Raw genomic sequence first — 26,218 nt, forward strand, 5'->3', positions numbered from 1 at the left:
TCACGCGGGTCAGCGCCATCATCTGCCCAGATGATGGCTCAGAAGCCGATCATGCATTAAGATTGAAACCGGACCACATCATAGGGGCAGGCCAGGGTTGATCGATAGCGCTCTCCCCGATCCTTGCCAGGAAAGCGAAAACACTATCGTCCACAGCCTGATAGTCCTGTCGGATCAGTCCGACCTTCTTTCCTTCGTTCAGAATCCTCGTCAATCGCGACCGGCTGACATCAACTGCCTGCACGTGCTTGGCCTGCTGAGCCTCTAGAAGCCGCAACTTCTTTTGGAGTTCGTCCAACTCCGCGAAAAGCCGGAAATGATCTTCATCGACGGCACCGAGAAAATACGGGAGGGTGTCTTTCATCGCTTGAGGCAGGAACTGCTCATTCATCCTATGGAAGAGCTGGTCCTGGCTGGCGATGGTGTTCTGCTTCTGGAAGCAAAGGAAAAGCGCGTGTCCGATATCTGCTTCCAATGGCGGTCGGGTGCCTGAAGTTGGTCGGTGCTCATTCTCCTGAATCCCCGCAAATCGCGTCACGAACTCCTTGAGGCTCTCCTCGGTGGTGTTTTTCGTTATCTCATCGAGGGAGGGATAGGCGAGGTTTCGACCGCGGCAGATAAACACCTTGGAACCCGTGCCTGAGCCCGGACCTGGGTTGTCACGGACGATGAATACCTCGTCCTCGCCCTTGGCAATGTGCAGACCGAACCATGACACCTTCTTGCGGATTGTTCCTTCGGCGACATTGTAGCTACCGCGACCAAGGCAGTAGTCGACGATATCAATGATTGCCGATTTGCCGGTCTTGGATTTGCCTGTGATAATATTCAGACCGGTTTCACGAAACGGAACGATCTGCTGTTCGCCGACGTGGCTATAGATGACAATTGCCTTGATAATGAAACTCATGGACGTACTCCCAACGCCGCTGCGATGGAGGTTTCAGATCCGGATTTTGCAAGCCATCTACCCATGAACTTTGATCTATCTATGATTTCTTTAGTTTCTGCAGTAGTGTCGTCCAAGAACGACTTTGGAAAAGTTGCACGGCGTTCGCCGGGCCGAAGGTTTCCCTCATCGTCGACAGTAATCGTCTTTGTCGCGAACCCGAAGAGCACGCTCTCTTTCAAATAGGGCGTCAGGTTCTGCGCTCTCGACGCGAATCCGATGAGCAGATCCTCGTTATCCTGAATCCACGCATATAGTGATGTGACCGTCGAATAAGGCAGTCGCTCCCGGCTGCTTCGATGCAAGGCGGTCGATAGCGCGATAATCAGCAGGAAAAGCGACACTCCATCACGGCCATCCTTGGTGAAGTCGCGCAAAAATTCGTGCGAAAGCGCACAGAGAAACGAGGGGCCAAAGAGGTTTGCTTCCTCAGGAGGGCGTTGAGCCCAGGTATCAAGCCGAGGCATCATCAACTCCGACCGAAAGATGATCTATGTAATTCGGATGCCATCCGACCTTCACCCGGTCAGCTAATCCATGGAATGATCCCGCCGTGATCCACGTCTCGATCACATTGCGGAATTCGATCTGCTGCTGGCTTGCCCAGTGAAATACTTTTCGCCCCATTGCGTTCTTCGAAGCATCATCGGCCGAGTGGGCCTCGCCACACTCTTCCTCGAATTTGCGCTCCCAGGAATCCTGGAGCTTTGCCTCATATCGTGCGACGTCGCCGTCAAGGAGCAGGTTTTCTCTCGCCCATTTTGATCGCTGCGTGTTCGACCGATAGAAGTCCTGAATTCCGCGCTTTATCGCTGTCTCCGACAGCTGGATTAGACGCATCTGCTTGACGTAGGTCTCGTCTTCATCCTCAATCGAATAGGGCCGCTCGCCGAACTCGCTGGGATCGCTCACAGGAAGGCCAACCGGTCCGTAAAATGAGGCGAACTCCTGTGCCTTGATTGCTATGTGCTGGACCGGAATATCGGATGTCTCGGAGCCAACGAGGCGTTTCGCAACTGCGCCAAGCCACCAGCCTTCGAGCGATTGCGCGACCTTGTCGGCGGAACTGGCCGACAGGATGCGAAGCTCGCCTTCGACTTCGTCGAGAACATTGTGCAGATCTGGCGCGCCATCCACCACGGTAATTGTGGCGAGCAACACATCGGCTTCCTCATCGGTTAAGGCTAGAAAGTCGTTACGGCCCGCCTCCGATGTTTTGTTGGTTGATGTGCGCGCGGCCGTTGCCAGTCGCTCTCTTGCCATCTGACGTTCCGCAGGTCCGCAGCCGGCGCGTAGCATGGCGAGGCCCCCATCATCAGGCGCTGTCGCGGTCGTAATGAGAAACCGCCGCGTATCGGCATTCGAAAAGGAGCCTGCCTTTAGTTGTGAAATCCAGATGCGAAGGGTTTTCCAGACATCGACACTGTTATCCGTGACGTCCTTCGGACCGATATGATGCTTGGCTTGGACGACGCAATGCGCGAGATCTTCTTCATGGAAAGCTATATCGTCGAACTTTTCGATCGAGATATGGCAATTAGGTTTAATCCTCATCTCACGGATCGCAAGCAGTAGAGCGAGCCGACATTGAAAAAGATAGCCGGCTAGCGATCCTGACGCATCATATTGATTGGATTTCTGCAAACGACGCCCCCACGAAGTTGATGGAGCCAAGATAAACCAACCTAACGAGGAAATTCTACTAATAAATTGTGGGTTTCCACGGTTGCTGATGCATTTTCTGCACCTCTCACATTAGGTGCCAGTTGCCCATATCGCACTTAGCCGAAAACAGCAGCGAAGAATCTTGACTGGCAATCAGATTAGCGATGCATGATAGATAGACTTACGCGCCGTTTTCGTCACTTTGATGAGTGTTTGCCAACATCGGTTTCCCAACACGTCGAATTTCTTCCTCATCGAACCTTCTTTCAATGAATGGCTCTGAAACTGTTTAGCGCCCCTATCACTTAGCATAGGATGTTTTCTCCGTTTAGAAGATAGTTCCCCATAGCCAATAGTGCGAAAATTATCTCTCTATTTTGTTTCTCAAAACAAAATCGATAGGAGGACTGAAACGTGGTCTTGTCGCAGCCGCTCGCGGCTCGCCATAACAAACGAAGTAGCATACCAATATTGGCATTGGTAATGGCCTTCCTGTTATTCGGGCTTGCTGCGTGTAGCTCCAAGCTAGAGGGAAGCGCTGCGAGTTTGTCGTTTTCTCGAACTGACTGCAAACGCGTGACAGTTTATGTTTCTACTGTCAGGGCCCCAGCAGATGATTCCGGGACAACGTTTACGAGTGGCTACTCACCACACCTGAGATTTGTAAAGCATGTAATATCAATCCCACCTACTCACAAAGCTAACTTGGTTGAGTGGCCCAGTACGCCACCAAATCCGGCCAAGGAATTTGTTACACTGACATCCCGGAGCCTCACTGCAGACGAGTTTTATTCGGCTATATTTTCTGCCAATCGTATCCCTTCTGTCCGACTATTTGTACATGGATACAATAACACTTATCAGGAATCGGTCTATCGGCTCGCGCAACTTGCAGCAGATTCCCACGATGGCCAGACCGCAGTGTTATTTGCCTGGCCGTCCCAGGGTAACGCGCTAAGCTACAGCACGGACAGGCGCGCTGCGCTAGCTTCAACCGCCGGTCTTGCCGAGACAATTGAGATCCTTGTCCAGGGAGGAAAGATCAAGGTCGGCCTCCTTGCACATAGCATGGGAGCGTGGCTTGCGATGGAAACCCTATCCGGATTGAGCCGAACCTCTCGACGTCAGGTGGCTAGGCGTTTGGACAATATAGTATTAGCCGCCCCAGATATCGATACTAATGATATGATCCATCAACTAAATGCGATCGGGCGACTTGCGCACCCACTGAATCTGCTGGTATCTGGTGACGATGAAGCGCTGGCGGTGTCCCGGATTATTACCGGTGGTCAACGAGTAGGGGCGGACGACGTTTATAATCCATGGGTCAAGACGGCCGCTATGCAATATGGGGCGCGGGTTATCGATATTTCGGAACTCAGCGCTTCTGACAGTTTTCGGCATTCTCGGTTCACCGCGATGGTGTCACTCTATTCGAAGTTTCACAGTCAAATAGACGATCAATCTGCCGCGAAATATGCTGGACCGGGTACTTATGTTTTTCATGTTGCGACGGCTCAGTTGGAGCCCACTGATCAATGAGTACATGTTGCGTCCACCATGGGTGTGAAGTTCCTTAACTATTGTACATCACAATTTACGTTGACATTCGAGCATTACTTCGCCATCAAACCGGGCGCAAACTCGAAACCAATCTAGATAATTATCACAAGCCAGTTGGCAAATTTATAATGAACTTCGCTCCTTTCGGCTGGTTGGGTTCTGCCGTTAATCGTCCACCATGCCCTTCGACTATGGAACGGCAAATGGCAAGTCCCATGCCCATTCCGTTAATCTTCGCGGATACAAATGGTTCAAAGATGTTTTCAAACTCGGTGAGACCAATACCAAGATCGCTGATTTCGATGCGAACTCCTGCGTTTGTCGGTACCGCGTTTATTCTGAGGACCCTCCCATATTGAGAGCCTTCCATGGCTTCTATCGCGTTACGCATTAAATTCATTAGCACTTGGAGTATTTGTGTTCGATCTACCATCAACTGTGGCAAGCCAAACTCTCCTTCGACGAGTATTTCAACTCGGTGTCGTAATGCATCTCCAGCCAGCAGGGCTCGCGCTTCAGATATTATGTTTCCAATATCGGTGAGAATGCGCTCATCTGCTGAGTGTTTAAATAATGCTTTGATTCGATTAACTATATCACTGGCGGTGTTAGCATCTCGTATGAGGCGTTCAGCCGTTTGTTTTGCCCGCTCTAGATTCACCGGTGTTGCTGACAACCAACGATGACATGCATATGAATTTGCTACGACAGCAGCGAGTGGCTGATTAACCTCATGCGCAATTGACGCCGATAGCTCGGCGAGACTTGCTGTTTGGCTAGCGCGAAAAAGCCTTTCCTGAGCCAAGCGCAGGGCTTCCTGAGCTCGCACTTCGCTATCGATGTCAATGCATATAACGTTCCATTGTACTATTTCACTAGCAGTATTATGCATTGGCACTGCGCGAGTTTCGACCCAACGGTATTCGCCGTCGAAGCGCTGCAAACGGTGCTTATGCGCGTAGGGTTCGCCTGACGAAAGGCATTGCGAATATCTCTTCTTAACTACTGCTAAGTCATCAGGATGAACACTTGTATCAAGCGTGGCCGCAAGCCGTGATTTTCCTGAACTATCCAACTCCTCGAGCTCATATCCAAGAAATTCCCGAAGCTGTTGACTCCGGTAAACTGGCTCACCATTCGGCGCAGCACAGTCAACCATTGCCGGTAACGTCTCAACCAAGCGCGAAAGGAAACGTTCTTTTTCTCGCAATTCATTTTGAGAAACTTCTTGGTCATGAATGTCAATGTTGGCGCCATACCAACGGATTATATTGCCCTCCTCATCGCGAAGCGGGTTAGCATAACCCTGCGTCCATCGATATTCACCATCCCAGCGGCGATTTCGAAACTTGTGTTCAAATTTTTCGCCGGTTTCGACCGAATTGGTTATCTTGTCCAAGTAAAGCAGTCTGTCATTCGGGTGTACGCTGCTTTTCAACGTCTCAGCGAGTCCTGGCTCGTCACCGTTTTTTCTCGGGTGAAGCCCCATATAGTCCTTCATCGTCTTATTGATATATGCGGCGTGGCCTTCTGCCGAAACAGACCAGAGTTGGACAGGTACCGTATCTACTAGTTGTTCAAGTTCCCTCTCACGTTTGCGCAGTTCCAACTCTGCATGCTTACGTTCAGTTAAATCGAGGATATAGGCTACACCTTGTCTACGCTGACCTTCGAAACAAGCAGCACCAATCAGTACGGGTACTCGACCCCCGTCCTTCCTGAAAAACTCTTTCTCCCTTGGTTGCATTAGACCTGTATTGGCAAGTTCCTGAGCTTCTTGAAGTGCGTGCGCCTCCTGCCACTCCGGAGGAGTTAAATCTAGCCAGCTGAATCCTTTTTCAAATTCGTCACGACTATACTGGACCATGTTAAGAAAGGCGTCGTTCGCATCCAAAAGTTGTCCATTTAGATCCCAAGTGACAATTCCGATAATGTTGGAATCGACCAGCCGACGAAGCTGACTTTCGCTGCGTCTTAGCGCTTCTTCCATTATCACTTGATCATGTATGTCATGACATAAACCGTACCATTGGATTATACGTCCGTCCCGATCACGCATGGGCTCGGCCCGACTAGACATCCAATGAAAAGCCCCGTCCGCCCGGCGTATGCGATAACGCATCGCGAATACCTCGCCAGTAGCGATACACCGGCGAAGCGTCGAACCGAATTCCTTGGCGTCATCTTCGTGTATACAGTCAATGAGCACGTCCAACTTTGAGCGGCCAGGGCTTTCTAGGTCATCAGCGCTGAAACCAATGAAATCGACCATACGCTTATTAAAAAAACTAGGTTCGCCTTCATCCGTTAAACGCCACAAATGACTTGGAACCATATCTACTAATAATGAAAGTTCTTCCTCACGCGACCAAAGTGCCCCGTTATCCACGGCGTCATTTTCTAAAGAGGTCCGATCTGCCATCGCCAATCTCCTGCCAATCTGTTAGATGCAGAAAACTCCCTTTGGCTATCATACCATATTTGAAATAAATCTGCCTTGTCCTCATCAAGCGCAGCGCAAACGTCTAGGAATAACAAAGGCCCATCACGAATACTATGCCTCGTGATGGGCAAATTATCGTAGATAGTAACTTGTCGAATCGTCGTTTATCGACTGATAAATCTCAGTAAATCTTCATTTATAGTATCGGCGTGGGTGGTTGCCATGCCATGCGGAAAGCCTTTGTAGATTTTAAGTTCAGCATTCCTAAGCAGCTTCGCGGAGAGCAATGCCGAATTGGCATACGGAACCACTTGGTCGTCATCACCATGTAGCACCAGCGTGGGAACGGTTATAGCCTTCAGATCCTCGGTAAAATCTGTTTCCGAAAACGCTTTGATGCCTAGGTAATGCGCATTTGCCGCCCCCGTCATACCTTGCCGCCACCAGTTCTGGATCAAGGCTTCCGAGGGCACGGCGTTCTGTCGATTGAAGCCATAGAATGGTCCGCTCGCGACATCCTTATAAAACTGTGATCGATTAGCCGCCAAGGCGGTTCGGAATCCGTCAAACACTTCAATGGGTAATCCATCCGGATTCGATGATGTTTTTACCATAATCGGTGGGACGGCACCGATCAGTACTAGTTTGGAAACGCGTCCGTCGCCATATTTGGCTGTATAGCGGGTTGCTTCTCCACCGCCGGTAGAGTGTCCTACATGGATAGCATTTTGAAGATCAAGATGCGTGATGACCGCTGCGACGTCGGCCGCATAGTGGTCCATGTCATGCCCATCACTGACTTGGCTCGAGCGACCATGACCTCTGCGATCATGCGCTATTACGCGATATCCCTTCGCCAGGAAGAAGAGCATCTGGTTGTCCCAATCATCTCCGCTCAATGGCCATCCGTGATGGAAGACAATCGGTTGGGCGTCCTTTGGACCCCAGTCCTTGTAAAAAATCGCCACGCCGTCTTTTGTGACGACATATCCATGTCGGTCACTGAATTCCGTTCCGGAAGATTTCTCAGCTGAATTTGCGGGAGCTGGACCAAATGTGGCGCCGGCAGCTGCAAGACCAAGGGTACCGGACATGACTGCACGGCGGGTGGCCGTGATTGATAGCTGTTCCATATTATACTCCTATGAGCAGTCGAGACTGCATTTTCTGAATTTCATGAGCTGATCGGCTCACATGGGAACGCTAACAAAGTTGGCAGACGAAATGACCTATCCCCGGGCTCAGTTCCGCTCCATCTTTGGGAGCAATGTATCTGTCGCATTGTTGAATGCGCAAAACCGCTTCCGCCCTGGCGACGAGCGGAGGTCTCCGATATGAAGTTGTGCCCAAGCAGACGGCGAAAGCTGAAGGACGAAGATTTCACCGGCCTTCGATCTAGTGATCAAATTGCTGCAATCATCGAACCCGCCGGGAGCGAGGCTTCATCGCAGGTGCAGCATGGTACATGCTTACCGATTACGAACATAGCTCAGGGAATAGAAATGTATCTACCATCGCATGAAACAATCAAAGCCTGGGGTGAATAGCGTCATGGGACAATGCAGTTCATGTTCTTCTGACGGCCTCAACAAAGGACGGTGAAGAATAACCCGGAAGGAAAGAACATGACAAATCATGTACCAAACAGAGGACTCGAATGGGCGAGTCTGACACTGGGTCTGGCCCTGGCTTATTGTATGTTTCCGTATATTGATCGACCGTTGGTTGCGTGGAATGCAGGCTTTGTGGGTACGATCATTATTTGTTGTTCGATTATGGCAATCTGCCATTATCGTAGCTGGACCGAATGGGTCAATCTTGTACTTGGCTGCTGGACAGTGATTTCACCTTATGCACTCGGTTTCGAGGCACTCCCCTCGGCTACTTTGGTTCATATAGCGCTCGGTATCTGCATCGCCGCGAATGCTGCTATTCAATTGATTTGCGAGCCAGGAACAAAGACCTCGGAGCAGCCACAAAACGAACCCTTTTGAAGAAAGGAAACCGGAAGGCAGCCAGGAGCTTGATTCAGTTCCAACATGACCGGATTGGGAGATTTTGTTGGATGCGCTGTGCGTTGCGTGTGGTCCTGCTGTAACGTTATTACCGCGATCGCACGCCATTGAGAAACAAAGTTACGGCGGAGGCCACCGTGGCCCGTGCCTCGCTTTCGGTAGGTGGAGTGCGCAATCCTAGCACAACCTGTAAATGAAGATTATCCCGGATCATTCCGACGAAATGACCGGCAACAAGCAAAGGATCGCCTATCTGAATTTCTTTGCGATCGGCTGCAGCCTGGAGAACTTTGGCGAGATGAGCCGTGGTACGACCCGGGCCCTTCTCATAGAACACGCGCGCAAGATCGGGAAATCGCCCGGCTTCCGTAATGATGATGCGATAAATGCCCAGGACTGAAGGGCTCATGTAAACCTCCAGTAGATGGTTACCAAAAGTCGTCAGCGTATCGGGTAAGTCACTTTGGGTAGTGTAGTCCAGAGAGAGTGCAGAGATCGCGCGATCCGCATTATCGGCAACCAGAGCCAGGAACAATCCCTCCTTGCTGCCAAACTCACTATAGATCGTTCGCTTCGAGCCACCGGTACGCTCTATGATCGCATCGATGCTGGTGGTTGCGTAGCCCTGCTCGAAGAAAAGCTCCGCTGCAGCACGAAGAATAGTTTTCCGTCGAAGTTTTGTCCGTTCGCTTTTCGTATCGGTCACTTTATCGGCCTTCTTCAATAACTTCCGCTTGACCGGTAACCTACATTACCATAACCGTCAACGGTAACGACAATTACCAATTGGTGCACAAGATGATGACCTGGAAGAAGAAGAAAATCGTTGGTCTGGTGTTTTGTCTCAGCGCGATTGCAACCGCTGCGGGAGGTTGGGCGTGGGCGCGCTCGAGCGAGCAGACGACAACGGACAATGCCTATGTTCGCGGTAATACGACTGCAATCGCATCGAAGGTGACCGGATATGTCACCGTGGTTGATGTAGCCGACAACCAGACTGTACGAGCAAATGATGTTCTGTTCAGAATCGATGACAGGGATTTCCGCGCACGTCTGGCGCAGGCTGAAGCAAATGTGCAGGCGGCACAGGCACATATCGAAAATGTTGAGGCGGAGATCCAGCTTCAGCATATTCTGGTCAAGCAGGCGACGGCACAGAAACGGGCAGCAGAGGCAGATCTTGCTCTCGCGGTCAAAGCGTCTCAGCGACAGCGTGAACTTGTTCGCACAAATTCGGTCAGCAGAGCTCAGGTCGATGAAAGTGACGCTGCGAGGTCAAAAGCAGAGGCTGGCTTATTAGGCGCAGAGGCCGCGCTGGAGGCACAAGAAACACGTATCAAGGTTCTCGCCACACAAAAGGAAGCAGCCCTGGCTGCTGTGCTTCAAGCCAAGGCTGCGCGTGACCTGGCCCGAATTGATCTCGACAATACAGTCGTCCGTGCTCCCTTTGACGGTGTTATTGGTAACCGTCAGGTTCGCGTCGGACGCCTGGTATCCCCTGGAGCTTCCTTGATCGATCTGGTGCCGACCAAGGACGTTTGGATTGTCGCAAATTTCAAGGAAACACAGATTGAGAATATAGAACCCGGTCAGTCGGCCCAGGTAACGGTCGACGCCTATCCAGGAACAATTATCGAGGGAAAAGTTGACAGTTTTGCGCCGGGTAGCGGATCGGCCTTCAGTCTTCTTCCCGCTGATAACGCTACCGGCAATTTCGTCCGTGTCGTGCAACGTGTTCCAGTCAAGATCAAACTTGTTCAGAACCCAATTCCCGGCCGTCTGGTTCCTGGACTTTCCGCCCGGGTCAAGATCGATTTGGGGAGTGAGAATTGATGCTCTCTCCCCCAAGCGTCTCAAGCCAAACCAGGCGGAATACAGGATGCTTCCTCCTCGCGGGCATTGTGATTGCCACTTTGACTGAGGCGATTGCGGGTACCGCTTTGACGCTTGGCAAAGGTGATATAATCGGTGACGTATACGCTACTCCCGACGAATTCGCCTGGCTCGACATCGGATATACGACACTGAAGATGATCGCGTTCCTTATGGCATCCTGGATTGCGACGACCGTTAATTTGCGGATTATCGTTGTTGCGGCGACAGTGATGATAACATTGGCAAGTGCGGTCACTGCCTTGACGACCCGACTGGATTTGCTGATTGTTCTGCGCGCATTTCAGGGGTTTTCGGGAGGTCTCCTACTGGTAATCGGGCAAACCGTTATCTTTCGAGACTTTTCGCCTTCTCGCCAACCTGTTCTACAAGCCTTGTTTGCAACAGGGGCTGTGGTTGCACCGGCGACCCTCGTACCGGCACTGCAAGGATGGCTATTGGACAGCTATTCCTGGACGTGGATTTTTCTCTCAGTAGTTCCTATCGGATTGCTGGCAGCCGGGCTTGTTCTCCTATCAGAAGAAACCATCGACACCTATATGCCCTATAGGCGCTTTGACTGGAGTGGCCTTCTACTGGCATCAATCACGCTTTTCTGTCTCGTCTATGTGCTCAACCAGGGCGACCGCTGGAACTGGTTCGATGAAGGTCGCATCCGGTGGCTGACCGGAATAGGTGTAGTGACGCTTTGCCTGTTTGTCAGTCAACAAGCGAGCCGGCCTGAGGATGAAGGACTGCTCGAGCTCAGTGTTTTCAGGTCCGTCGATTTTACGTTCGCATTCATAGTAAGTTTTGTAGCTGGTGCGGCATTGTTTGGAAGCACTTATTTGATTCCGAGTTTTGCAATATCGGTCCTGGCTTTCACGCCAACGGATACCGGTATGCTTTTGCTCGCCAGTAGCATTCTTTTTGTATTTTCGCTTTTCTTGTCTGCCTTCGTATTCCAAGGCCTGGGCGTCTCTCCAATAGCCACCGTACCCTTCGGGATCGTGATGATCATGATCGCTATGTGGCTCCTGTCAGGCTCCGCAGGCGACAGCGGAATGGAAGACATGATGAACGCCGTTCTCCTGCGTGGCTTGAGCCTTGGCTTTCTATTTCTGTCTATTACCTTGATCGCATTCAGTAGGATGAGTGCACGTAGTCTCCCTGCCGCAATCGGCATCTTCAATACTGGCCGCCAGTTTGGCGGTCTTCTGGGAATAGCTTGTCTTCAGTCTCTTATGACGCGGAATATCGCAGGCAATGTATCTGTGCTCGCCAGCTATATCACAGCTGGATATTCTGCTGTAGGCGATCGGTTAGGAACAAGTGTGGCAGTTCTCGAGGCCCGCGGGATGACTACGGCTGCTGCAAATCAGGCGTCCAAGGCGTTATTGAGCAAGGCTGTCGCGTACCAGTCTACGGTAATCGCTTTCGATGCAGCGTTTCTCACAATTGCACTGCTTTTCGTTTTTGCTGCGCCGACACTGATCGTTACCAAGATTATCTTGACGCGAATGGCGAGCGCCAAAAAGGGCTCGCATTCAACTTGTGTGGATTATCAAGACAAGGACATATCCACCGCTAACCCTGTCCAAGGTTACAAGAGCAGCCACAAGCGTTGACAACTAGTGCGAGGGCAGTTTAAGCGCTCAATGAGCAAGCACGACCGCCACTATTCATAGCCCCGGCTGTTAACCGTTGTTACGTCTCAGGAGTAATTGTCAGTATTATCGCTGACGCATGGTCGGCGCAGTAAATTACTGAAATTACCTTTGCTCTATTGCCAAAGCAATCTTGCGCTTGGAGCGCCAAGTCGTTGCATCGGGCTGGATCGCCAAGCGGATTCGATACCGGTAACCGATGCGCGGCTTGATAGTCGAATTTCTTGAATAGCTCGTGTCGCGCTATTCTATTCGTTCGTTGTAATATTCTCCAGGCAACCGGCTGGAACATAACTCCTATACTTAGGTGTGGCGAGTATTAGACATAAAGTGTGTAATCGAGACACTTCCGATCAATAGCCATTCGTCGCCGTTCTCGTACATCATGGCCATGCAAGCGATAAGCACTCGATCGCTTTCGGTGGAAGATCGCGTGCATGTTGATGCAGAATTGCATTCGGCGGTCCTACGGCAAATTGCCATTGCAAGTGATCCTTGAACGGGCGAGATCATGAAACTGTTCCAACATGCAATGGCAAATATGAGTGCACCTTTTCCAACAACACCCGTCAAATGGGTGAAAAACGGAGACACCTTATGAAACACGAAACCAACTTGAGCAAATCAGAACCCGACGAACTGGTGCCCTCCCGCTATGCATTGCGCATCGGTGAGATTGACGTTCTGGTCATCAGCGATGGTGTGTTGCCTCTTCCAACCGAAATGTTGGGGCACAACATTGACCCGGACGTACGAGCAGAATGGTTTGACGATATGTATCTGCCACCGGATTCGTTTGATTGGTCGCTGAACGTGGTCGTGGTGCGTAGCGGTGATCAGACGATCCTCGTCGACGCTGGATTGGGTCTCGATCCCGACCTCAACTTGCCGCGCGCGGGACAGTTGGTCAAGCGACTGGCCGGTGCCGGTATTGATCTTGCTTCGGTCACTGACGTGGTCCTCACCCATATGCATATGGATCATATCGGTGGTCTTCTTGTCGAGGGCGTAAAGGAAAGATTGCGTCCTGATCTGCGGATTCATGTGGCGGCCGCAGAAGTTGAGTTCTGGGAAGCACCGGATTTTACATACGCTCACATGCCCGATGGCTTTCCGGATGCGCTCAGGGCAACGGCCAAACGATTTGTCGAGCAGTATCGGGATCAACTGTGCCTGTTTGATGAGCAATGCGAAGTGGCAGCGGGTGTGATGGCCTATCGCACTGGTGGACATACCCCAGGTCACTGTGTGGTTCGTCTTGCATCGGGTGAAGATCGACTGACCTTTGCTGGCGATGCCATCTTTGCTGTCGGATTTGACCACCCAGACTGGTATAACGGTTTTGAACATGACCCCGAGGAAGCAGCCCGCGTTCGTGTACGTCTTTTAACCGAGCTCGCCGAAACCGGTGAACAACTGGTGGCGACCCATCTACCGTTTCCATCCGTGGGACGCGTTGCGGTCGACGGTGACGCTTATCGTTGGGTCCCCGTTTTCTGGGATTACTGATTGCTTTCATGATCAGGATTTTCCGGGCACACTCTCGCCAGTGTGCCTGGTATTTTTTTATCGTGTCGGATATCAGCACATCTCGTGAAAGAAAATCTTCCTGGACACAACCAGCGACCTATCCAATGTATGGATAGGGGTTGCTCTGTGCTCAGTCGTTCAAGAGCCTGTTTGTCAAAGAACGGATGGTTTCCATTCATTCCAATATAGATGACGACCGCCAAGCTTTCGACGAAGTCTCTGCTCCTCAGCTCCCGGGGAGGATCCGGAGTTGATCTGTGCCTGATATGCTGTCTGCCTATCTCTTCAAACGGCAAAACGACTTTTATGACCTGAAGAGTACGTTGATTGTCGGTCTGCTGGGTAAGGGGACAATGCCTGCCGGAGGCATTGAGAGATAAATTAATCAGACAGAACACCAGCGCTTACCGGATGGATTATCTGTACATCTTGAATGCCGACGCTGATGGGCTCTCAGCCGTGATACAACGGAATGCGGATCGCTGCGCGGGAGGGACGCAGCGATCCGCCAATTGAGCGACAAACGTGGGAGGATACACGTTCCAGGCCCGACAGATAGTGTCAGGTAGTCGCTCAGTCTGACGGCTGGGTGACCTGAACCGCGCGAGCGGCGATTTGCAGGCGGTTCCACAGATTGATAGCACCAACCATCACCGTCAGATTGACAATTTCGTAATCCTTCAATTGCGTTTTGATCAGTTCTTGATCGCCTCGTAGTTCTTCACGTTTTTCACCATTGATGAGTGCTTCGGTCAATGCGAGGGCTGCTCGCTCCTTGACACTATAGAGAATTGATTTTCGCCAAGCGCTGACCATGAATAAACGCATCTCTGCTTCACCATTCGCGCGGGCTTCCACCACACTTGTTTTCACGCAGGATGCGCAGCCACTCATCTGTGAGACCCGCAACCGCACCAATCCGCTCAACGGATGCTGCCACACACTCACATTGATCATTCTTTCAACCACCAGCAGACCTTTAATCGCTTCTGGCCTGGTAGTGTATGAGGGAATAGGCGACATCGTATTTGCCTCCCTTTCTGGTTGAAGATGGCCTACTATGTTCAAAACTGGCATTCAGTTCCATTGTGCTGGGTAACGGGAACAACAATACTTTGGTGCAATCCCATGTGTACGGACGGTGGGTGTAACCTTTCTAAAAGCCAGATATGAATACTGATCTTGTTAAGTAGAAACGACTGCGTTTTAACGGATTTAGCGTATTAATTGAAACTGTTCCCAAAATGCAGTACGGCATAATCGCACCGTGCATATGATCGAGACTAGGAAGTTAATAAATATAGGGTTCTCGACCACCCAGCTTTCCTGATGCGATCATCAAACAGGGATAACCGCGACTGAATGATTTTGCGGCTCACCTCGTCCGGTTCTACAGCTTCAATCAGAAATCTGGTCATTTTCATTTCCAGGGACAACTCCGGTGGCGCTCGGCATTACTTGTTGTCGAAGCTGGAAGGGACGTGAATGTGTCAAACGAAACTGGTTTGGATCTACCAGTAAAGATGCTATTTCTAACAGCGCATCAGTTGCAGTAGGTCCGATCGTTCTTCAAGAAATGGCGGCGCTAGTTGCTTAGCCTTATTGATAAAAATTAGGATCGGCAATGCCGATCCTCAGTCTAACCATATTTTGTTGTTTTATCATTGGCCCCACAGCAACCGACCTGGTTCCTGGGTGGAGCTGATTGGTTTGTATACGGTCTTGGGAGCATCTGGGCCGTGGCCAGCACGCACCTGCTTTACAGATGACGTTGGACGGCTATCGGTTCTCGTTGATGGATATTGCCAATCCGATCCGATATGGTCACTTTGGGCAAGGACACTTCCACTCGAAAGAAGAAGTGCTGCAGCGGTTAGAATTATCGCTTTCATTGTGGTTCTCCAATGTTTCCGTTGTGCGATCTGCACAATTCGACGGTAGGAGCTTATTAATCACTTGACGATCATCTAATCGAAAGGGTTGATCTATCATGATGCATAGTAACCAATCGGCGATTGAATAGCCGAGACAGTTCGTTACGGCATTAATCCATATGGTGTATGGTATTATCAAGGCTCGAAGCCGTACCGGATCTCTTGGAGTGGCCACAATTAATCGGATGATCATCGCAACGATGTGCTGAACCTAGACCTTGGTACAATCGGAGAGATCCTACTGTTCGATAGGAGATGCTGGGAAGATGGAACATAGTCGACAACAACTTGTAAGAAGAAGTTGTTGGAGAAAGAGATGAAGAAGCTGACAAAAATCCTGGCCTTTGCAGTAATGTTTTTTTCTGGAACTATTGCACAGCCAGCGTTTGCCCAATCCAAACCCACCATTGTTCTTGTTCATGGCGCCTTTGCAGAGTCCTCGAGCTGGAACGAAGTTATCTCTCGGCTCAAGCGCGACGGTTATAAGGCGATAGCTGCCGCAAATCCGCTTCGGGGCGTCATGGCAGATGCGGCAACTGTCTCCGCAGTTATTCGATCAATATCGGGGCCGGTTGTCCTCGTCGGACATTCCTATGGTGGTCCCGTTATCACAGAAGCCGCTAACGGTAATCCCAACGTGACTGCGCTCGTCTATGTTTCTGCGTTCGCACCAGATCGAGGTGAAACCAGCCTTGGCCTTTCAAACAAGTTTCCCGGCAGTACATTAGCGGATGCGATTTTTTCAGTAGAGCAGGGGCGGGGTGAACGTGATCTCTTCATTCGGTTGGACCGTTTCCATGATCAGTTTGCAGCGGATCTATCCGAAGATCGGTCCGTGTTGATGGCGGCCACCCAACGTCCGGTCGCACAAGCGGCACTGGAGGAGAAATCTGGTTTCCCCTCGTGGAAGAGGTTGCCGTCCTATTCGATCTATGGAACGCAGGATCGAAACATACCGCCGGCCGCAATGGAATTCATGGCCAAACGTGCGGGCACAGTAAAAACTGTTGTCGTAGATGGAGCTTCCCACGTGGTAATGATCTCGCATCCGGAAGAAGTCGCTGCGCTGATAGAGGAAGCAGCTTCCGTACATTAGGCGCTCGGGCAACTACCGCCGTAAATAAATCTCCTACAAGGAACTATGACCCTGGGACACGTTTGGCAAGCGGGGCCGGTTTGCGTGTCACTCCATTTCTTGCAGACATGACAGGAGCCCACGATGATCAAGACGTTTATCCGCATTGCGTTGGCAACCACTATTCCGATTTCGACGGGGTTAGCCCATGAACAGGCCAGTGAAACATCCACAGTAACGGTCATTTACGACCAGGTGCTTCCGAATGTGCCGGGAAAGAGCATGAAGGGCGTGCTCGTGGAATATGAACCGGGCGGTACTTCGCCTGCTCATACCCATCCTGCTTCTGCCTTCATTTACGTGACGGTTCTGGAAGGAGCTATCCGTAGCCAGGTCAATGATGGTCCGGTTATTACCTATCACGCAGGTCAGAGTTTCTCGGAATTTCCGGGTGATCGACACAATGTTAGTGAAAACGTTAGTCCGACCAAGCGTGCCCGCCTTTTGGCGATCTTCATCGTTGACACTGATGAAACGAACCTCACCACCAATGATTAGCGACTCTGACCTTAAGAGGAGGAAGAATATGTATATCCCGGCAAAATCTTTCGTGACTTCATCCAGGCAGCAGATGCAGGAGAGCGAGCAGCCCTCCCGTCCCGGGGAAGCTCGCTCCCGGTTTCATTCGTCCTGCAGGGAAGATGGTGGCATTGAAACGGCTCAAGAAAGAACGGGTTGCCCACGCGGACTTAATCCAAGCTGCCCGTTCGCCTTAACTTGCAAGTCGGAAGGCCAAGTTTGCACTACCAAGACAAGGCGCTCCTTTGTATTTTGACCTCTTGCATTTTGATGGGTCAGGTTCTGGTTTAGGTCGCGGGTTGCCAAACCGAATTGAAGAGGACGAAGAAGCACTTTCCCCCTTGGGGGCTATGTCAAAAGGCAATGTTGCCCCGAGATGGTACCAAGCCTTGTTATCGAAGATCTTGCCTGGTGTTCCAGGCGCTGCCTTAGTAGAAGTATCCGGTCAGCCTCACGCTTTCGGCCCACAATGCCTCTGCGATATTGGGATCAATTGCAAAAGGTCGAACGCCAAAACGCTCTTGTCTTTCTACCGGTGCGATATCGCAATTTTCGCAATAAACCCCGCCAATACCCGCCAACTCGGGCGCGGTAGCGCACCAGATTGTCGTAGCAGCGCCTTGCTGTGGTGTCTTCATATCGCGATCCGGATCTATGACTGGTTGTCCGTTATTATCGATTGCGCCGAAGGAGTCGATTTCCTCCCGACTGAGGTGACGCGCTAATGGACCGAGTATCGAGCCGGGATGTACCGAAAATGCCCTTACACCATGATTGATACCACGTGCATCAACTGCAACGGCGAAGAGCGCATTGGCTGTCTTGGCTTGACCGTAGGCGAGCCATTTGTCGTAGGGGCGTTGCACGAAATCAAGATCTTCGAGCGCAAATCCGCCCAACTGATGTCCCCGTGAGGACAGTACGATGACGCGCGCATTTTTGGCCGCGCAAAGAGCAGGCCACAAGGCCGCGGTCAGGCGAAAGTGACCAAGATGATTAGTCGCAAACTGGCCTTCATGGCCTTCTGCATCGCGAAATAGAGGAGTGGCCATCACTCCCGCGCTGAGGATCAGAATGTCCAGGGAGCCATGCTCAATGACAAACTTATCCGCAAAGCTGCGAACAGAGGCGGGATCAAGGAGATCCATCGCGAATAGTTCAACATTTGGAATATTGCATAGCATCTTGCCGGCGGTGCCAATGTCGCGTACCGGAACGATCACGCGGGCCCCTCTCCATGCCAGAATACGCACCGTTTCAAGGCCGAGATTTGACGCGCCGCCTGTCACAACGGCAGTCTTTCCAGTGAGGTCGATATCGCGAATAACCTCTTGGGCAGTAGTATATGGGCCGAATGGGGTGCCAAGCGGCATTTGACCGTGCTGCATGTTCTTCTCCTGATTGTGCCTTTGAAAAGGTAGAAATCGATCACAGGAAAATCTATAGTCAAATGGCTCGTTTAATGTAGATATTGGCCGGTTATGATGTTCAACGATCCCCTTTCCCAGTTGCTGAATTTGATGGAAGCCAGCGCGACTATGTCAGTCGGACTTGAGGCTTGCGGGCGTTGGGCAATCGACGTGCCTCCTGTAAGTGCCTTGAAATGCAACATCATCAGGCAAGGTAGTTGTTTTCTGGAATTGCAAGGTGAGCGATTGATGCTTGCTGCAGGAGACTGTTTCCTGATCGGCCCGGATCTCCCCTTTGTCATCAGGAGTGATCTGAATTGTTCGCCCATTCCAGCGGCTGAAGTCTTTTCGCAGAAAGCCTACAAGAACCATGCAAAGCTGGACGGTGGCGCGGGGCCGGGGTTCCTTTGCCATAGTGGTCGCATGGATCTGCCTTTAAACAGCGAACTTCTGCGAGAAATCTTACCATCGATCGTCGTGATTCAAGCGGAAAGCATTGTAGCGGAACGTCTTCACTGGCTCACCAACAGGCTGGAAGAAGAGCTCGCCGGCGATGTTCCCGGTGGTGCAGCGATGGCTATTCCGATCATGCAGATGATTTTTATTGAACTGATACGTAGTCTGCCCGTGATGACTGAGCGCAGTTGGCTCTCCGCCCTCTCAGATCCCAGAATTGGCGGTGCATTGATGGCGATCCATCGGGACCCAGGGCACAATTGGCGGCTGGATGAACTCGCAGGCATCAGCCATCTTTCACGGTCCCAGTTCTCGGCACGGTTCCGTGCCGCCGTCGGACATAGTGCGATGGAGTATATTTTGCGCTGGCGTATGATGCAGGCGCACAAACTGCTGGCGCGACCGAATATGACAATTGCGTCTGTGGCTGCGCAACTGGGGTACGGCTCTGAAAGCGCCTTTATTTATGCTTTTCGTCGCATCCTTGGTACGACTCCACGTCGAATGCAGCAACAAATACGCTCGTCCGAAAGCCCGAAAAAATCCAACAAAGACAAAAAGTTGCAATAATTAGACCAGCATTACTGAATAGAATAAGCGCTCCATCGGAGCTCACTAACCGGTCGATCAGGATAAGGAAATTGCCTTGCCAATCCCTTAACTCATCGGGTCAGTTCCATCAAAAATAAAGCAAGCATTCTATAGATTTCCATAGCATGCAGATCGAGAGAGTTCAGGTTAAACTGAGCATGATGATCATCGGTGAATGCTGAAAAGGCTGCGGCAAATGACGTTTACTTCTATATCGGATGAAGACGATCATACTCAGGCTATTGAAGCTGCGCGAACTGTTGAACGTGTGGTGGGGATCGCCTGGGCGACCGATAAAGATGGCGAGGTTATTTATCTGACCGAGGAGCTGCTTTCCCTTGTCCAGTCTTCATTGGAGCAATCCAGTAAACCGATTGGTCGGGCTTTATATGGCTGGTCAAAACTTATCCATCCCGATGACCTTGAAGGTTTTGCAGCAATATGGCTCAAGTCGTTACGTACCGGTGAAAAATATAGTTTCGAACATCGGCTTTTGAGTTCGAGCGGCGCTTATCGATGGTGTCGCAGTTCCGGACAAGCTTTGCGGGATAAGCAGGGTAAAATCCGTGGCTGGTATGGAACCATAATCAATGCCGATGTCCCATCGATTGACAGCGAGCGCTTCAACCTTGTAACGAACTTGGCGTTGGACAGAAAAGCGCGTTCCGATCAACCAGAAACACTTGATCTTACCCATCCGGACGACAGGATATCCGCATCTCATGCCGCCGCTCGTGCATTCTGGACCGGTGTTCCGCAAATCACCCGACACCGTCAACGCCAGTCCGACGGGACGTATCGCAGGATCGAGACCCGGTCGGAACCAGGCTATAGCGTCAGCGTGGATATTGGAGACTTGGTCACCGAGCAAGACCCTCCTAAACAAACAGCCGCCGAATTGCTTGGAAATAATGAGACAGAGCCGATGCGTTCGGCCAAGGTTGTAGAGAGCATTTTCGGCAATGGTTGGGCGTTTGACGCAGCAGGAAGATGGATATTCCTCCATCCATTCGCACAGAGTTCTCTCGGTGTCACTCTGGACTATCTTAATGCGGCTGTAGATGAAGGCCATACTGCGTGGAAACGAGTACTACATCCTGATGATTATGAAGAAGTTGCGGAAAAATGGCGTCACTGCCTGGCGACCGGAGATGACTTTAACGTAGAATTCCGTTTTCGACGAGCCAACGATGTGTATGTCTGGGCAAGAACCGCCGCCAGACCCGTACGCGACTGCAACGGGCAAATCTCAGGCTGGTACGGTATTGCACTCGATAATGATCTATATAAGAAAACCGTAACTGCGTTACGCGAGCGGGAACAAAGCCTGCAACAGCTGATAGACACAGTCCCTGCACTCGTCTGGACGATTTCGGAAAAGGGGACGCCAACTTATGTCAACAAGCGGTTTACCGAAGTAACAGGCGCGACGCTCGAGGATATCACCGCAGTCGACAAGTCTCCCAATCTCAGTGTCATCCATCCAGATGATATTCACAAGGCAAGAGATGCCATTCATCGTTCCCTGACGACGCATGAACCGTATGTTCAAAGATACCGACAGTTGCGTTCTGACGGCAATTATCGCTGGACCGAAACCCGCGCCGAACCGTTGCGAGACGAAACCGGCGCGATCGTCCAGTGGTATGGTGTCTGCGTCGATATCGACGATCTGGTAACTGCCCAAAAATCCCTGTCTGATCGGGAGCGCGAGCTTTCAATGCTCGTCGATATGGTGCCGAGCTTTATCTGGCGCCTTACCCCGGAAGGAGAGCCGAATTACTTCAACAGGCGTTTGATTGATTTCTTCGGTATGGATGTGGAGGACGCGGAAAAGATGGGGCCAAAGCGCCTGGCAGCCATCATGGAAAGCACGACACACCCCGACGACGTGGGGCGGGTATCCCAGGCGCTCAACCACAGCATTGCCACTGGCGAACGCTTTTCGATGAGATACCGACTTCGCCGGGCTGACGGCGTATATCGCTGGGTTGCCGGACAGGCAGATCCACTGCGAGACGATGATGGACGCATAATCCAATGGTATGGTCTATCTACCGACATTGACGATCAGGTTAAAGCCGAGGACGCCCTCAGACACAGCGAGCGCCGTTATCGCGATCTTTTTCAGTACATGCCGATCGGCCTCACCCAGGTCGACGCCAAAAAACTTGTTCTTCTGTTCAATGAATTGCGGGCGCAAGGGGTGAACGACTTGCGCGACTATATTGATGAGCATCCAGAATTCCTCGCACAGGCCGTCGAGGCTCTGGAAGTCGAAGAGGTCAATCAACATATTCTCGAAATGTTTGGGGCCAAAAATGCCGATGAAATGCGCGGTTCCGCTACCCGTTACTGGCAGCCCGGCATGGACACGATCCGCCGTTCGATAGAGGCGCGCTATCGTGGAGAAGAGGTTTTTCAGGAAGAAACAAAAGTAATGCGCCTGGACGGTCGCGTCATCGATGTCCTCTTTACGACTGCACGACCTGATGCAGTGGCTGATAAAAGTCTGGTTGGATTCATCGATATAACCCAGAGGAAGCGCGCGGAGGAAGCATTACGGGAAAGGGAACGGTCACTTTGGCGTCTGGTGGAAGCCTTACCTGTCATGATCGACTGCGCTGATGCGAACGGCGAACCGGTCTATCGGAGCGATCGATTGAGCCAATTTCTCGGCTATGGTCTCGACAGGCTCGACGAGGACGGCAAGCTCAATGCAACGCTTGATGCAGGTGTGTATCCTGACGATTTGGCCGGAGTGAAAGAACAATATGCACATTCACTCGCTACTGGGGAGCCATATGCACGCAGACACCGTTTACGGCGTTTCGATGGGCAATATCGCTGGGTTGAGACACGGGCAGAAGCAATGCGCGACGGACAGGGTAATATTGTTCAGTGGAACGTTATATGTCTGGATATTGATCGCGAAGTCCGAGCGCAGGATGAACTTCGTCTCACACATGAGAAATTAGCTCGAGCGAGCCAGGCCTCAAGCCTTGCAGAGCTCTCGGCGTCGATCGCACATGAGGTCAACCAGCCTTTGGCGGCTATTGTAGCCAATTCCCATGCCTGTCGGCGCTGGCTCACCGCCGAACCGCCAAACACCGAACGAGCCCTTAAGACTGTTGAACGCATCACACGGGATGCCACGTCTGCCGCCGACGTTGTCGGTCGAATTCGAGCTCTGTTCAGGCAGTCGGCTGACGCAAAAAAGAAAATCACGCTGAACGACGTCATCGAGGAGGTGCGCGGGCTCATGACGGAGGAACTGCTGCGTTGGCGTGTCCGCACCGTCGTCGAAATAGAGGCAGATTTACCGTATGTGATGGCGGATAGGGTCCAGATCCAGCAAGTCCTTTTGAATCTCATTCGAAATGCCATTGAAGCGATGGAAGCCATCACACGTGATCGCCACTTGAAGATCAGGGTGGTTCGCGACGGAGGTTTCATTCAGACAAAGATCAGCGACCAGGGCGTGGGAATTACATCCCCGGAAAGAATATTCGAACCGTTTATTACGACGAAAGAACAGGGAATGGGCATGGGACTCGCGATTTCCCGTTCGATTGTCGAGGCACATGGTGGTTGCCTGTGGGCGGAAAAGAACGAGCCGTACGGAACGGCGCTAATTTTTACTCTCCCCGTGGAGGCGAAGGCGGCAAGTGATGAGCGTTAGCCAGTTGGTATTCATTGTAGACGACGACGAGCGCATCCGCGAAGCCCTGGAGGAGCTTTTGGCTTCGTATGGCATGCGCACTATGTCATTTGGATCGGCAAGAGATTACGTCAATGCTCACAAGCCTGATGTTCCGTCTTGCCTCGTGCTCGATGTCGAACTTCCCGATATTAACGGTCTGGAACTGCAGAAACAGATTTCGGTGCAAGAACATCCGCCGATCGTCTTCATCACTGGACATGGCGATATTCCCAGTTCTGTTCGCGCAATGAAGCGGGGCGCTGTCGATTTTCTGACCAAGCCCTTCAGTGACGCAAAACTCCTGGCGGCAATCAATGCGGCAATCGAACAAGATCAACAGCTACGCAATAGTCGGGCGGAAATCGAATTGCTGAGACAGCGCTATGGAGAACTCACATCCCGAGAACGAGAGGTGCTGCCGTTAGTCGTGAGCGGTCTCCTCAATAAGCAGGCAGCTGCAGAACTCGGCATAAGCGAAGTGACGTTGCAACTCCACAGAAGGAATGTCATGCAAAAAATGGCGGCAGCGTCGCTCCCTGATCTCGTACGCATCGCGGAGAGGTTGCAAATACCGATCACCCATTCGCGCAGATCAAAAGGGGAGGAACTATGATCGAGGAAAAGCTCGTAATTGCAGTTGTTGACGACGATTCACGGTTACTGGAATCAATGGAAGATCTGTTGGAGTCGACAGGGTACGTGGCTCGCTGCTTTTCTTCTCCCGTCTCACTGTTAACGCGAGGGCTTGGAGGCATAGACCTTGTTATAACGGACATCGGCATGCCGGACATCAATGGCTTCGAATTGCGAGAAATAGTTCAGGAAGTTCATCCTGACATTCCTGTATTTCTCATTACAGGAAGGCATGAAATAGCAGATCAGGAGCGTGCTCAGGGAATAACAGGTTTCTTCAGGAAGCCGTTCGATGGACAGGCATTGCTTGCAGCAATTGGTGAAGCATTACACAAGCGTCGAATGGAGGGTGGACATGAGAACTGAACAGCAGTCACACAATTTGAAGCCAGGGCAATCGTCAAAACGCGCAACAGATGCGGAGCAGCCATTCGTTGTGATCGTAGATGACGATGAGGCCATACGAGAGGCACTCTTCGAGTTGATCTTGTCGGCAGGGCTCAGACCCATAGCTTTTGCCTCTACACGCGAGTTGATTGGAACCGACCTGCTGGAAGCACCGGGTTGTTTGATCCTTGATGTGCGCATGCCCGGAACAAGTGGGTTGGATTTACAGCGACAATTGGCACAAAGCGGCAATCCCAAACCGATCATCTTCCTGACCGGGCATGGTGATATTCCGATGACTGTTGAGGCAATGAAAGCCGGTGCAGTCGATTTCCTGACCAAACCGGTACGCGATCAAACGCTGCTCGATGCGGTTACGTCAGCAATAGAAATGGATGCGCAGCGACGTTCCCACGCAGTCATCGTCAAACGCAATATCGAGCATCATGAGACATTGACCCCCAGAGAGCGAGAGGTCTTGCGAGAAGTGGCACGCGGGCGACTTAACAAGCAAATTGCTTTTGACCTGGGGATCAGTGAGGTAACCGTCAAGCTTCATCGGGGAAATGTCATGCGGAAGATGGAGGCATCTTCCATAGGGGAGTTGATCAGGATTTGGGAAACACTGCCATCGCAGATTCAGAATGCATGATACAAACCCTGCTGGAGATTGATCGTTTCAATTGGCGGAGTTCGGAAAAAAGAGTGCGACATCAATCCAAGGCTGGTTTGATGAAGAAACCTAAATATGGCCTCACGATGAAGCCAATGATTTTGCTCGGCTTTCGACCATATCGCAAAGAACGCGCACACGCATGGGAACCAGGCGCTTATAGGCATGCACAGCGTGAAACGGCATAGACGGAAGTGGTAGCATTTTCGAAATTTCGACCAGAGTTCCTTTTTCGAGGTCGTCCTTAACCACACAACGCATCACAACAGCTGCACCGAGACCATGTCTGGCAGCGGCTTTCAATGCCTGGCCTGAATCGCAATCGACACGTCCTTGTGGGACGAAGTGAGTACCATCATCCAGCTTTACGTCGTTCGGGTATCCATTGCCCATATACCTTGCAAAGGGCAACCTGGCGGCTTCCTTTATCGTGCCAGGCAAACCATGATTGTTCGCAAAATCCGGAGAACCGACCATAATCATTTCAAAATCGGCCAGTCGGCGAATGATCAAATCACCATTCTCGACCGCTCCAACTCGAAATGCCACGTCATAGTCTTCGCGAATAATATCGACGTGACGATCGGTCAGGCCGATTTCAAGATGAATTCTCGGGTAACGCGCAGCAAAGCCGGACAATATGGTGTCAAGGAACAGTGGGGCAAGTTCGCTAGACATGGAGAAGCGGACACGACCTGATATCTCCTTGCGTGCATTGATTTCATCATCGGCAATATCGAGTTCACGAAGCAGGGGAGACAGGCGCTCGAATAATAAATGTCCGTCTGCGGTCAGTACGAGAGCACGCGTCGACCTTAGAAAGAGACGCGCTTCGATGAGCTTTTCAAGTCGTCCGACACTTCTGGAAACAACTGAAGGAGATGTCTTGAGCAGCCGAGCTGCTGCACTGAAGGAACCTGCCTCCACAGTGCGCACAAATGCCAGAAGACCTGCGGTTTCATTCAAAAGGTTTGGCATTCGAACTCCGGAAGCAAAAGTGAAATACCCAGCCATGGGCTAATGGAACACAGATCAAATCCATATTTTACCCCCAGATCAATATGGAGAAAGTAT

General features: G+C 51.3%; 21 protein-coding genes and 2 pseudogenes. 12 read left to right on the forward strand and 11 right to left on the reverse strand.

Annotated features, from left to right (window positions below):
* Positions 1 to 49: 49 nt before the first annotated feature.
* The 3 genes from FHS76_RS20275 to FHS76_RS20285 are packed head-to-tail and all read right to left on the reverse strand — an operon-like array spanning position 50 to position 2,503.
* Positions 50 to 910 (reverse strand): AAA family ATPase, encoded by an 861-nt coding sequence (locus tag FHS76_RS20275; protein ID WP_183657341.1) that lies wholly within the window; start codon positions 908 to 910, stop codon positions 50 to 52.
* On the reverse strand, positions 907 to 1,416 hold the full coding sequence (locus FHS76_RS20280) for a three component ABC system middle component (RefSeq protein WP_183657344.1): 510 nt from the start codon (positions 1,414 to 1,416) through the stop codon (positions 907 to 909). Before FHS76_RS20280 ends, FHS76_RS20275 begins: the two co-directional genes overlap by 4 nt.
* The gene (locus FHS76_RS20285; protein WP_183657347.1) at positions 1,403 to 2,503 is read right to left on the reverse strand and encodes an ABC-three component system protein; all 1,101 of its coding nucleotides are present in this window, start codon (positions 2,501 to 2,503) and stop codon (positions 1,403 to 1,405) included. Before FHS76_RS20285 ends, FHS76_RS20280 begins: the two co-directional genes overlap by 14 nt.
* A 594-nt stretch (positions 2,504 to 3,097) precedes the next feature.
* Between FHS76_RS20285 and FHS76_RS20290 the strand changes: the two genes are divergently transcribed.
* On the forward strand, positions 3,098 to 4,156 hold the full coding sequence (locus tag FHS76_RS20290; protein WP_235992809.1) for an alpha/beta hydrolase: 1,059 nt from the start codon (positions 3,098 to 3,100) through the stop codon (positions 4,154 to 4,156).
* A gap of 124 nt (positions 4,157 to 4,280) precedes the next feature.
* On the opposite strand, the gene FHS76_RS22935 is transcribed toward FHS76_RS20290, so the two are convergent.
* From FHS76_RS22935 to FHS76_RS20300, 4 genes and pseudogenes are all read right to left on the reverse strand, one after another.
* The gene (locus FHS76_RS22935; protein ID WP_407924994.1) at positions 4,281 to 5,387 is read right to left on the reverse strand and encodes an ATP-binding protein; all 1,107 of its coding nucleotides are present in this window, start codon (positions 5,385 to 5,387) and stop codon (positions 4,281 to 4,283) included.
* Positions 5,376 to 5,786, reverse strand: a pseudogene (locus FHS76_RS22940) (PAS domain-containing protein); the annotation flags it as partial. The pseudogene FHS76_RS22940 and the gene FHS76_RS22935, both read right to left, overlap by 12 nt.
* Before the next feature lie 51 nt (positions 5,787 to 5,837).
* Positions 5,838 to 6,599, reverse strand: a pseudogene (locus tag FHS76_RS22945) (PAS domain-containing protein); the annotation flags it as partial.
* A gap of 185 nt (positions 6,600 to 6,784) precedes the next feature.
* Positions 6,785 to 7,753, reverse strand: coding sequence for an alpha/beta fold hydrolase (locus FHS76_RS20300; RefSeq protein WP_183657361.1), 969 nt, complete (start codon positions 7,751 to 7,753; stop codon positions 6,785 to 6,787).
* A 492-nt stretch (positions 7,754 to 8,245) separates the two neighbouring features.
* Here FHS76_RS20300 and FHS76_RS20305 point away from each other — a divergent pair, with 492 nt between their 5' ends.
* Positions 8,246 to 8,614 carry an SPW repeat protein gene (locus FHS76_RS20305; RefSeq protein ID WP_128006194.1) on the forward strand — a complete coding sequence of 123 codons (369 nt, stop codon included), beginning with the start codon at positions 8,246 to 8,248 and terminating at the stop codon, positions 8,612 to 8,614.
* 109 nt (positions 8,615 to 8,723) lie between these two features.
* On the opposite strand, the gene FHS76_RS20310 is transcribed toward FHS76_RS20305, so the two are convergent.
* The gene (locus tag FHS76_RS20310) at positions 8,724 to 9,341 is read right to left on the reverse strand and encodes a TetR/AcrR family transcriptional regulator (protein WP_162929733.1); all 618 of its coding nucleotides are present in this window, start codon (positions 9,339 to 9,341) and stop codon (positions 8,724 to 8,726) included.
* Positions 9,342 to 9,436: 95 nt separating this feature from the next.
* Here FHS76_RS20310 and FHS76_RS20315 point away from each other — a divergent pair, with 95 nt between their 5' ends.
* From FHS76_RS20315 to FHS76_RS20325, 3 genes are all read left to right on the forward strand, one after another.
* Positions 9,437 to 10,468 (forward strand): HlyD family secretion protein, encoded by a 1,032-nt coding sequence (locus FHS76_RS20315; RefSeq protein ID WP_183657452.1) that lies wholly within the window; start codon positions 9,437 to 9,439, stop codon positions 10,466 to 10,468.
* Complete coding sequence (locus tag FHS76_RS20320; protein ID WP_183657455.1) at positions 10,468 to 12,135, forward strand: DHA2 family efflux MFS transporter permease subunit; 1,668 nt, start codon at positions 10,468 to 10,470, stop codon at positions 12,133 to 12,135. The genes FHS76_RS20315 and FHS76_RS20320 overlap by 1 nt, the downstream gene beginning before the upstream one ends.
* A gap of 636 nt (positions 12,136 to 12,771) precedes the next feature.
* On the forward strand, positions 12,772 to 13,683 hold the full coding sequence (locus FHS76_RS20325; protein ID WP_036588360.1) for an MBL fold metallo-hydrolase: 912 nt from the start codon (positions 12,772 to 12,774) through the stop codon (positions 13,681 to 13,683).
* A gap of 594 nt (positions 13,684 to 14,277) precedes the next feature.
* Here FHS76_RS20325 and FHS76_RS20330 read toward each other — a convergent pair.
* Positions 14,278 to 14,727, reverse strand: a complete 450-nt coding sequence (locus FHS76_RS20330) for a carboxymuconolactone decarboxylase family protein (RefSeq protein WP_183657363.1) — start codon at positions 14,725 to 14,727, stop codon at positions 14,278 to 14,280.
* A gap of 1,227 nt (positions 14,728 to 15,954) precedes the next feature.
* Between FHS76_RS20330 and FHS76_RS20335 the strand changes: the two genes are divergently transcribed.
* The gene (locus tag FHS76_RS20335; protein ID WP_183657366.1) at positions 15,955 to 16,734 is read left to right on the forward strand and encodes an alpha/beta fold hydrolase; all 780 of its coding nucleotides are present in this window, start codon (positions 15,955 to 15,957) and stop codon (positions 16,732 to 16,734) included.
* 123 nt (positions 16,735 to 16,857) lie between these two features.
* Positions 16,858 to 17,271 (forward strand): cupin domain-containing protein, encoded by a 414-nt coding sequence (locus FHS76_RS20340; protein ID WP_183657368.1) that lies wholly within the window; start codon positions 16,858 to 16,860, stop codon positions 17,269 to 17,271.
* A gap of 449 nt (positions 17,272 to 17,720) precedes the next feature.
* Here the strand turns inward: FHS76_RS20340 and FHS76_RS20345 are convergent, their stop codons facing one another.
* Positions 17,721 to 18,680 (reverse strand): SDR family NAD(P)-dependent oxidoreductase, encoded by a 960-nt coding sequence (locus FHS76_RS20345; protein ID WP_183657370.1) that lies wholly within the window; start codon positions 18,678 to 18,680, stop codon positions 17,721 to 17,723.
* Positions 18,681 to 18,773: 93 nt separating this feature from the next.
* On the opposite strand from FHS76_RS20345, the gene FHS76_RS20350 reads away from it, so the two are divergent.
* From FHS76_RS20350 to FHS76_RS20370, 5 genes are all read left to right on the forward strand, one after another.
* Entirely contained in the window at positions 18,774 to 19,727 is a 954-nt protein-coding gene (locus FHS76_RS20350) for an AraC family transcriptional regulator (RefSeq protein WP_183657372.1), read from the forward strand.
* Between the two features lie 217 nt (positions 19,728 to 19,944).
* Complete coding sequence (locus tag FHS76_RS20355) at positions 19,945 to 23,430, forward strand: PAS domain-containing protein (RefSeq protein WP_183657383.1); 3,486 nt, start codon at positions 19,945 to 19,947, stop codon at positions 23,428 to 23,430.
* Entirely contained in the window at positions 23,420 to 24,064 is a 645-nt protein-coding gene (locus tag FHS76_RS20360) for a response regulator transcription factor (protein WP_183657386.1), read from the forward strand. The genes FHS76_RS20355 and FHS76_RS20360 overlap by 11 nt, the downstream gene beginning before the upstream one ends.
* Positions 24,061 to 24,450, forward strand: coding sequence for a response regulator (locus FHS76_RS20365; protein ID WP_121986416.1), 390 nt, complete (start codon positions 24,061 to 24,063; stop codon positions 24,448 to 24,450). The genes FHS76_RS20360 and FHS76_RS20365 overlap by 4 nt, the downstream gene beginning before the upstream one ends.
* Positions 24,440 to 25,123, forward strand: coding sequence for a response regulator transcription factor (locus tag FHS76_RS20370; protein ID WP_036588380.1), 684 nt, complete (start codon positions 24,440 to 24,442; stop codon positions 25,121 to 25,123). The genes FHS76_RS20365 and FHS76_RS20370 overlap by 11 nt, the downstream gene beginning before the upstream one ends.
* Positions 25,124 to 25,225: 102 nt before the next feature.
* Here FHS76_RS20370 and FHS76_RS20375 read toward each other — a convergent pair whose 3' ends face one another.
* A complete protein-coding gene (locus tag FHS76_RS20375; RefSeq protein ID WP_183657389.1) occupies positions 25,226 to 26,122 on the reverse strand; it encodes a LysR family transcriptional regulator in 897 nt (298 codons plus the stop codon).
* Positions 26,123 to 26,218: the final 96 nt, after the last annotated feature.

It is taken from the genome of Brucella daejeonensis, assembly GCF_014199265.1.
GTDB classification, from domain to species: domain Bacteria; phylum Pseudomonadota; class Alphaproteobacteria; order Rhizobiales; family Rhizobiaceae; genus Brucella; species Brucella daejeonensis.

Bases quoted from the DNA above. Each gene is read 5' to 3' on its own strand.
- FHS76_RS20275 (WP_183657341.1), bottom strand. From the start codon at position 910: ATGAGTTTCATTATCAAGGCAATTGTCATCTATAGCCACGTCGGCGAA.
- FHS76_RS20280 (WP_183657344.1), bottom strand. From the start codon at position 1,416: ATGCCTCGGCTTGATACCTGGGCTCAACGCCCTCCTGAGGAAGCAAAC.
- FHS76_RS20285 (WP_183657347.1), bottom strand. From the start codon at position 2,503: ATGAGGATTAAACCTAATTGCCATATCTCGATCGAAAAGTTCGACGAT.
- FHS76_RS20290 (WP_235992809.1), top strand. From the start codon at position 3,098: ATGGCCTTCCTGTTATTCGGGCTTGCTGCGTGTAGCTCCAAGCTAGAG.
- FHS76_RS20300 (WP_183657361.1), bottom strand. From the start codon at position 7,753: ATGGAACAGCTATCAATCACGGCCACCCGCCGTGCAGTCATGTCCGGT.
- FHS76_RS20305 (WP_128006194.1), top strand. From the start codon at position 8,246: ATGACAAATCATGTACCAAACAGAGGACTCGAATGGGCGAGTCTGACA.
- FHS76_RS20315 (WP_183657452.1), top strand. From the start codon at position 9,437: ATGACCTGGAAGAAGAAGAAAATCGTTGGTCTGGTGTTTTGTCTCAGC.
- FHS76_RS20320 (WP_183657455.1), top strand. From the start codon at position 10,468: ATGCTCTCTCCCCCAAGCGTCTCAAGCCAAACCAGGCGGAATACAGGA.
- FHS76_RS20325 (WP_036588360.1), top strand. From the start codon at position 12,772: ATGAAACACGAAACCAACTTGAGCAAATCAGAACCCGACGAACTGGTG.
- FHS76_RS20330 (WP_183657363.1), bottom strand. From the start codon at position 14,727: ATGTCGCCTATTCCCTCATACACTACCAGGCCAGAAGCGATTAAAGGT.
- FHS76_RS20335 (WP_183657366.1), top strand. From the start codon at position 15,955: ATGAAGAAGCTGACAAAAATCCTGGCCTTTGCAGTAATGTTTTTTTCT.
- FHS76_RS20340 (WP_183657368.1), top strand. From the start codon at position 16,858: ATGATCAAGACGTTTATCCGCATTGCGTTGGCAACCACTATTCCGATT.
- FHS76_RS20345 (WP_183657370.1), bottom strand. From the start codon at position 18,680: ATGCAGCACGGTCAAATGCCGCTTGGCACCCCATTCGGCCCATATACT.
- FHS76_RS20350 (WP_183657372.1), top strand. From the start codon at position 18,774: ATGATGTTCAACGATCCCCTTTCCCAGTTGCTGAATTTGATGGAAGCC.
- FHS76_RS20355 (WP_183657383.1), top strand. From the start codon at position 19,945: ATGACGTTTACTTCTATATCGGATGAAGACGATCATACTCAGGCTATT.
- FHS76_RS20360 (WP_183657386.1), top strand. From the start codon at position 23,420: ATGAGCGTTAGCCAGTTGGTATTCATTGTAGACGACGACGAGCGCATC.
- FHS76_RS20365 (WP_121986416.1), top strand. From the start codon at position 24,061: ATGATCGAGGAAAAGCTCGTAATTGCAGTTGTTGACGACGATTCACGG.
- FHS76_RS20370 (WP_036588380.1), top strand. From the start codon at position 24,440: ATGAGAACTGAACAGCAGTCACACAATTTGAAGCCAGGGCAATCGTCA.
- FHS76_RS20375 (WP_183657389.1), bottom strand. From the start codon at position 26,122: ATGCCAAACCTTTTGAATGAAACCGCAGGTCTTCTGGCATTTGTGCGC.